Origin of the sequence: Prevotella sp. AM23-5, assembly GCF_003473645.1 — a bacterium.
GTDB lineage: Bacteria > Bacteroidota > Bacteroidia > Bacteroidales > Bacteroidaceae > Prevotella > Prevotella copri_A.
The window spans coordinates 1-7,657 of sequence record NZ_QUCG01000110.1; the positions used below are offsets into that span (position 1 = coordinate 1).

At 38.6% G+C, this 7,657-nt stretch carries 10 protein-coding genes; 3 read left to right on the top strand and 7 right to left on the bottom strand.

Features of this window, described 5'->3' with window-relative positions:
• Positions 1-46 precede the first annotated feature (46 nt).
• Complete coding sequence (locus DW657_RS16130; RefSeq protein ID WP_118313419.1) at positions 47-703, bottom strand: murein L,D-transpeptidase catalytic domain-containing protein; 657 nt, start codon at positions 701-703, stop codon at positions 47-49.
• A 523-nt stretch (positions 704-1,226) separates the two neighbouring features.
• Between DW657_RS16130 and DW657_RS16135 the strand changes: the two genes are divergently transcribed.
• Together DW657_RS16135 and DW657_RS16140 are read left to right on the top strand one after the other, a co-directional pair.
• Positions 1,227-1,487 (top strand): hypothetical protein, encoded by a 261-nt coding sequence (locus tag DW657_RS16135; protein ID WP_118313420.1) that lies wholly within the window; start codon positions 1,227-1,229, stop codon positions 1,485-1,487.
• Between the two features lie 169 nt (positions 1,488-1,656).
• Positions 1,657-2,190, top strand: a complete 534-nt coding sequence (locus tag DW657_RS16140; RefSeq protein WP_118313421.1) for a hypothetical protein — start codon at positions 1,657-1,659, stop codon at positions 2,188-2,190.
• Positions 2,191-2,285: 95 nt separating this feature from the next.
• Here DW657_RS16140 and DW657_RS16145 read toward each other — a convergent pair whose 3' ends face one another.
• The 3 genes from DW657_RS16145 to DW657_RS16155 form a co-directional block, all read right to left on the bottom strand.
• Positions 2,286-3,068 carry a glycoside hydrolase family 25 protein gene (locus tag DW657_RS16145; protein WP_118313422.1) on the bottom strand — a complete coding sequence of 261 codons (783 nt, stop codon included), beginning with the start codon at positions 3,066-3,068 and terminating at the stop codon, positions 2,286-2,288.
• 131 nt (positions 3,069-3,199) lie between these two features.
• The gene (locus DW657_RS16150) at positions 3,200-3,589 is read right to left on the bottom strand and encodes a DUF86 domain-containing protein (RefSeq protein WP_118313423.1); all 390 of its coding nucleotides are present in this window, start codon (positions 3,587-3,589) and stop codon (positions 3,200-3,202) included.
• Positions 3,576-3,875 carry a nucleotidyltransferase family protein gene (locus DW657_RS16155; RefSeq protein ID WP_118313427.1) on the bottom strand — a complete coding sequence of 100 codons (300 nt, stop codon included), beginning with the start codon at positions 3,873-3,875 and terminating at the stop codon, positions 3,576-3,578. Before DW657_RS16155 ends, DW657_RS16150 begins: the two co-directional genes overlap by 14 nt.
• Before the next feature lie 173 nt (positions 3,876-4,048).
• On the opposite strand from DW657_RS16155, the gene DW657_RS16160 reads away from it, so the two are divergent.
• The gene (locus DW657_RS16160; protein ID WP_147381980.1) at positions 4,049-4,327 is read left to right on the top strand and encodes a hypothetical protein; all 279 of its coding nucleotides are present in this window, start codon (positions 4,049-4,051) and stop codon (positions 4,325-4,327) included.
• Positions 4,328-4,347: 20 nt separating this feature from the next.
• Here DW657_RS16160 and DW657_RS16165 read toward each other — a convergent pair whose 3' ends face one another.
• From DW657_RS16165 to DW657_RS16175, 3 genes are read right to left on the bottom strand one after another with little or no spacing between them, the layout of a single operon-like run.
• Positions 4,348-5,067, bottom strand: a complete 720-nt coding sequence (locus tag DW657_RS16165) for a caspase family protein (protein WP_118313425.1) — start codon at positions 5,065-5,067, stop codon at positions 4,348-4,350.
• A gap of 2 nt (positions 5,068-5,069) precedes the next feature.
• Positions 5,070-6,683: a serine/threonine-protein kinase gene (locus DW657_RS16170; protein ID WP_118313426.1), complete on the bottom strand. Its 1,614-nt coding sequence runs from the start codon at positions 6,681-6,683 to the stop codon at positions 5,070-5,072.
• Positions 6,684-6,688: 5 nt separating this feature from the next.
• Positions 6,689-7,624, bottom strand: coding sequence for a TonB family protein (locus tag DW657_RS16175; protein ID WP_233547195.1), 936 nt, complete (start codon positions 7,622-7,624; stop codon positions 6,689-6,691).
• Positions 7,625-7,657: the final 33 nt, after the last annotated feature.

Here is a 7,657-nt window from a genome sequence, read left to right on the forward strand (position 1 = left end):
CATTATCTCAAATTTTAACGAACTATTGCTTCATAGAATATTCTTTTTATTTGTATTTTGCATAAATCAATATCGGTCTTCTCCTGGAAGATTCCTTGTATATCTGCATCACTTTCTCCACGCAGCTCCTTGATACAGTAAAGCAGCCACGGCTCTCTGTTCCCAAAGGAATATACTCCTTCTCACCGGAGAATCTTGTCACCTTGCCAGCAGAATGGATCAGGATGCCACGGGCTTCTGCCAGATAATTGCTCTTGTCGAGCCCTCGAAGGCGAACGCAGTTTTTGAACTTCATTCCCCCCTTTCCTATCATGACATATCTTCCAAGACTCGTGCATCCACTTCCAGGGTTATTGCTGAACTTTGGTTGGGCTGCTGTATTTCCCTTACCACTTCCATGCATGCAATAGCTGCTCATTACTCTTTTGCCACGCTGCAAATCATAGATAAAGAATCTCTTCTTGCCAGATGGTTTGGAGAAATCCACGAGGATATAGTAATCCGTACTGTATCCTCGTCTGTCGCAATAATCTCTTACTTGCGTCAGGTTCTCACAATCCACCTGATGATACCACTCTTTAGCATCCACCGTATTCTTAAAAAACGGTTTTGTGAACCTATTATAAATAGGTGGAACGAAAAGGACACCGATGAACGCCCATGCCACTACGAGCAATACAGATATAATACATTTCTTAGTCATGATTGATAATGTTTAAATTCAACTTTTAATATCCAAGACTCAACCCTATCCTTATAGCAGGGTAAAAATCCCGAGTGCAAAAGTAGAAAAAAATAAGCAAGTAATGATGCTATCCATACGTGGATTGTATCAAATACTCGCTTATGTGTATGAAATCATCAATGCCTATAGCATCAAATCCTTGATGGTTGTACCATTCATGAATCTGCTTAAATCTACCCTTTCTCCAATACCATGCAAATGTCCGGTTTCTGAATCAAGTTCTTTAGGATTATTCATAAGAAAAGAGAGAAAAAATTTGGTTATTCAAAATAAAATGAGTAACTTTGCAAAAGTAAAAAGCCAACAGCATCCGATAGGTTGTTCTTGGTCATGGTCTATGTAGCCATGCATGAAAAAACTACATGCAAGTTTTTGCGAGAACCCAAACTGCAAACTTGATTTCCATATTAGATGATTTGTTCTTCTTTTAGGAAGAGCATTACACTTAACAGATTACTTTTATATCAATAAAATTTTTAAAATGAAGAAGTTTTTTTTCATTTCAATAGTAGCGGTCTGCTTCCTAACGAGTTGTCGTCAATGGTATTCGCTACAAAACTTCCTTGGTATTGGACATTACGAAATAGTCTCCAACGCTGAGAATTGGTTAGATAACAACAGGTACGACTCTATCAGTCAAAAATGGATTGGACCTGATTCAGCAAGAATAAACTATATAGATGCAGAAGCAAAAAAGATAAATAAAAAAGAATATAGAAATGAGCGAAATGAAAACAAATAAAATAATTCTCAAAAAGAAAAATGGCTAGTGGTGGAATATAGTTACCAACAAGCCCTTTAGTGGTCTTGCCTCAGTAAATGGACAGACTTTTCTATATACCAAAGACGGAAGAAAGATTCCATAGTCAAAGCCTGCCCCAAACATCCATAATTTTATAAAAAACTTATGGATGCGAGAGAATCCAGAAAATAAAGGATTCACAAATGGCAAGTACTACTATTACCAAACCACAAACGGGAATTGGGATCTAGGCCCAGGTATAGATAAAGCCAAACAAACAGATGCATTCAATAAACGAGCTGTACGAGGTTTTACCCCAACAGAGATGAATGCAGAAGTTATGCAGCGAGCAAAAAATACATTTGCTCAAGTAGATAAAGCCTTAAAGACCGTGACGCAGTTTTCTGATACTGTCAGTCCACAGATAAAAGAAGGATTAGCAGATATAAGGTATCAAACAGGTCCGTTGGTTAGCAATTATCCAAAGCTTTTAAAAGCTGTTGCAACAGGGAATGTCAAAGATATGGCTAATGAATCCAAAGTTTACTTTTGGGACAACAAAAAGAAAGCCATGTCCTTTGATAAAAAAAGATTTGATACCCGAATGAAAGAAAACTTCCATTATCGAAATGGAGGTCATCTCTCTAGAAATGTATTGCGATTGCTGTCCAAAGACTTTAGAACAATAAATCATTTGGCATAATCAGATCACCGCCCTTTGTTAGCAGTAACATTCTAACAAAGGGCGTTTTCCTTACGTAATGATAAAAAAATAACTTGGTACATTTTTATTATTTGTTACAGCATCAAATCCTTGATGGTTGTACCATTCATGAATCTGCTTAAATCTACCCTTTCTCCAATACCATGCAAATGTCCGGTTTCTGAATACTGCCAGATATTGCACTTTCCTCTGCCGTCGATAGAGGGTTGTCGGGAGTTATAATTGGCGATGAAGAGATAATAACGATTGAACTTCGCCCCCATCTCCTTATTATAGAAGCTCTCGTTGCTATAGATGATAGGATACTTGCCATAGTGTTTCTTCACCAAGTCAGCAAACACCTGTATGCTATCCTGCAGCTGTCGTCCCTTCCATCTTCCCTGGATGCCTTTCTCCTCCACATCCAATACAGGAATCAAGTCCTGCTCGCCCTTCTTCACCATCTTTTGGAAATCCCGGAACTGAGCAGTTGCTGAAGAGCCAGCAGACATCAGATGATAAGATCCCACCTTCAATCCATATTTACGAGCCAGTCTGATATTTCGGCAATAATGCCGATCCACATATCCTTTACCATGTGTAGCTCTGATATAAACGAACTTGATTCGCTTGTTCTTCGCTATTTCCTTCCACTTGATAACTCCATTGTGTTTCGATACATCAATGCCGTCATATCCGCCACGAGTATAAGGTTGCCCTTTCAATCTATCAACGAACACATCAGAATAAGATGAAGCAATGCCCAACCACCGCTTCACCTTATATGGCGACACCACATACATAATCCCCAGACCAACACCAGCCAAAACGACCAGGCTGCCTAAGGAAACCAAAGTATATTTCAATCCTTTCTTCATTACATTTTATCTTTTAGTTGTTTTCAGGGGGACAAAGATAGTGAATTTATCCGAAACAGCATAGAAAGTTGGGGGATAAATGTATGAAATGGGGAGCTGGAAGTACCAAATGCCAAAACGGCAACCTGACATTACTCATCAAGCATCCGTTTTAAAGATTCTATCATTTCTTGAATTGCCTTTTTCAAAGGTTGTAACTCATTTTCTATAATCCACCAAATCTGATCGGCATCAACCTCAAAATAATGATGAGCTATGATATCACGTAAACCTTTCACATTTTTCCAATCAATTTCAGGATGAGTTGTAAGCAGTTCTCCTTTAGTAACCTTATCAAGTCCCTTTAAACTTTCTCCTATAGCAATAAATTGCATACATATGGAATCAAGAATTGCTACACCAGTAGAAGACATCAGAAAATCATCGCCACAATGATAAGGTTGTGAACGCTCTTCTATATGCTCAATAGAAATATGTACTCTATTAAGTATATCCAATGCTACATATTTATCGAATTGCATAGATTCCATCCCGTTCAATTCTTGATTTAAAGAAAGGATTCATGTTTTTGTGAATACGCACTACATCAACTGAGCACTTGAACAAGCCCTCTAAAAACTCTTTCAAGTCGGCCAATAAAAATGGATTAGGAGTTTCTGTTTCTACACAAACATCCAAATCGCTTTGCTCTGTTTGCTCATTTCGTGATACGGAACCAAAAATGCGCAAGGTCTTGATTCCAAAATCTTTAGTAATCTTGGAACTATTTTGTTTAATTATTGCTATATAATCTTGAACTGTTCTCATAACACCTATCTTTAAACAGTGCAAATATAAGAAAATATCTGGTATCTTCCAAACTTTTTGCCATGTTTTTGCAAATTTCCCCACAAAATATCATTTTAAAACTTTGGTACTTTCAAATATTAATCGTAATTTTGCAACATATTAGAGTAACCAAAAATAAGGAGGATTACAATATGACTAAAATAATGTCAAACTCAAAAGAACGACTAAACGATAAAGCCCAACGCTTTTTCGAGGATAGCTGTACTGTTCAAGAACCTACAGTTGCCTATCGTCACGAATATGCAACAGAGGCTCATAACGAATCCGAAGAATATCCTTTTATGACATCATGCAATAATGACGAGTTGGCGAATCATGTCTTAGCTCGTGAAGAAGAATATGCTAGAACAGGCAACGCCGTTGACTTTCTAGAAATGATGGCCGATTTCAAAAACGAATTCGAATGGTAAAGATACGTGTATTTTATCTTTTACCACTTCATCACCACCATATTCCCATCAAACTTACCCCACATTACGGGATGCTGACGATTCCCTGACGCTTCAACTACTCCTTGATGCACGAAGTTATAGATTTCCTTAGCCGTGATAACTCTATCCTTGTTTGTATCAGCACCACCTCGCAAGCCACGTTCCAAGAACACAGTAAACAGGCTATTCTTGAAACCTGTCTGTCTTGGAGTTTCTAAGGATTTCTCCATTGAACGAGAAGAGAGAAAGAACATCACATTCTCTTTAGAATAGTTAGTATTCCTCTTATTCGTATTTCTCATTTTCCCAGCAAAGCAAGCATCCACGAAAATCATTTTCTGCTGAGCTTTACTCTGTCTCATGATGCTCAATACGGAAGAGTAATACAAAACTCCATCGTAACACACCAATCCACCAGGCACACCATGACCACTAAAGTATAGGATAATAGCATCTGATGGCGTAGCCTTGGCAAATGTGTTACGCATTACAGTACATACCTTTTTGATAGTAACGTCTGAATTGACAAAACAATCAACCGTAGCATTACCATTCTTGGTAAAGATACCCGATATGGTCATGGCATCATTCGCACTTACCCGAAGGTCGTTTTGACGACCAGGATAATCGGCGATGCCCACGCTAACGATATAAGTTCTTGCTGGCAATGTTGGTATTGCCAGCAAGAAGATAAAGAAAGAAGATAATAGTCGCTTCATTATTACTCACAAATAGGTCTAATAGAACGCAAAGTCAAGATTGGCTCATATGTTAAATCTGAATCTTCCTCATTGAAGTATAAATAATAAGCATTCAATCCATGCCCCCTACTTGAACTCCAATAATAGCCAAAGGAATCTTTACGATAGATACCATAATCACTCTTTCTACCTGCGCCTGGCAAAAAGATACTTTTACCAGAAGGACCTGTAACCTTGCAACCTGTTGTCCCATTGTAAGTAATCCAACTCCAACGACATCTATCTATCAGTTCTTTAAACTGCTTACGAGTTGGAGTTTTCAATTTTCCTTCAGAAAGAAGATAAGCCACATCAAACTTGGTACCTGCAATTCCCTTATCTGTTGGAAATCCATCCAAAGAATGACCATTCATTCCATTTGCCCAACGATAATACTCCCCATACTCTTCAGGTTTAGTGGCACCCAGATTACAACCACACCATTTTACACTAAGTCCGAGATCAACAACATCAGAAGTATCAATATTACTTTCTTGAACCATGTAATCGGTAATATACATCGTAGCCTCTTTATCTTCTTCTTTCAAGAATTTAGGCTTTGGAACATCTAGCGGTTTGGATGATACCTTTTCTTGCACACGTTCAATCTCTTGCGGATCAGAATTTTCTTTAATCACAGTTGGCACATATAGAGTCTCTTCAGATTGAACCTTCTCATTTTTTACATGAACAACCTGAGCTTTCTCTGTACCCAACGCATCCAAGAATTCCTCCATCATATGATAGCGTTCCTTTCTTCTTGGTTGCATTGCTTTTTCAATAACTCGCTTCGTCTGCTCACTTATTTCCATCGGCAATTCCGGTAAGCCTTCATCAAAGACAGCAGTTGCCTCAGGAGGAGTTTGACCAGTCAACATCTTGAACATAGTAGCTCCCAAAGAATATATGTCTGTTTCAGGAGAGAACATTCCCAATCCTCCTACACGAGATTGCTCAATAGGCGCATAGCCAACACTCACTCCAACAGGACTACTCGTGGTCTGTTCACCAGCCACATCATAATTCTTGGACATACCAAAATCTATCAATACAACATCACCATTCTTTCGCAATAACACATTACCTGGTTTCACGTCTAAGTGATTCATGTTATGAGCATGGATATACTGCAAGGCAGACGCTATCTGTCTCGTATATTTCAAGGTCTCATCTTCCGATAAAGAACCTTTCTTCTCTATCAAATCCGACAATGAGCCACCATCGATGTACTCCATGACATAGTAAGCGGTACCATTCTCCTCAAACACATCCAACACCTTTATAATATGAGGGTGAGTCAACTTAGAGATATTCTTCGCTTCCTTGATAAACTTCTGGCGAAATTTCTCCACCAATTCTGCACTTCCTGTAGAAGGAACTGTCACCATAGATGATTCTTCATCACGATTACAGAGTTCCTTCATAAAGAATTCTTTGATTGTCACTTCGATTTCTGCATCAATCGTTCCCAAGGCACCTGCTACAGAAACCTTCTGCTTAGCCAAATAGGTAATTCCGAAACCACCTTGACCGAGCACTCGCTCAATTTTGTATTTGCCATTTAACAGCAAAACATTATTTCCTAACTGTTTCATTTTTTCTATTCTAATCTAAAGACTACAGGTACACTATATCTTACTCGCACGCACTCTCCATTTTGCTTACCCGGAATCCACTTAGGCATAGATTCTACTACACGCATAGCTTCTCTGTCTAGAGCTGGATCTGCAGATTTAGCAACTTTCACATGAGAAATGCCTCCATCATTTTCAACCACAAAGCTGATAATCACCCTACCTTGAACACCATTTTCCTGTGCTTCAATCGGATATTGAATATTATTGCCAAGATACTGCATCAAGGCGCTTTGTCCTCCAGGAAATGAAGGCATTTCTTCAACGACATCATATACTTTTTCCTGCGATTCTTGGGATGTATTATAGCTCAGCTGTTTGTCATTTACATCTTGTTCAGCACCTTGCTTTTGAACACTTTCTTGTACAGTTGTTTCAATATTTGGTACTGTCTTTTCTATTGCCTCATTATTACCTTGACATTTCATAAAAGCATAAACACAACCAATTACGAGAACAGCCAGTATCGCCAGAAAGATCCTTCTAGAATTTGACAGATTGTCGTCTTCATCGACATATTCCACATTTTCTTCCTTCTTTGGGACAACTATCGTCTGTTCATGAGTATCAACAAGATTGCTAGAAAGCTTTTGAGGCAAGACTTGTGTTTTCTCTTGATTAGTCAATACTTCTGAGGCGATAGTAGGCATCGTACTATTCATCAACTTCAAAAATTCAGATACAGTCTGCACTCTATCCTTCTTTCGAGGATTCATACCTTGCTCTATAGCGTGCCAAACAGTATCAGAAATACCAATAGGCTTATCTCCTATTCCTTCATTCAAGACAATACTAGCTTCAGGAGGATTCTTACCAGTAAGCAAATAGAACAAAGTTGCAGCAAGACCATAAACATCTGTTTCAGGAGAGAAATCCTGCAAACTCTGTTGGTACTGTTCCAAAGGAGCATAGCCAGCACTAATTCCTACGGGAGT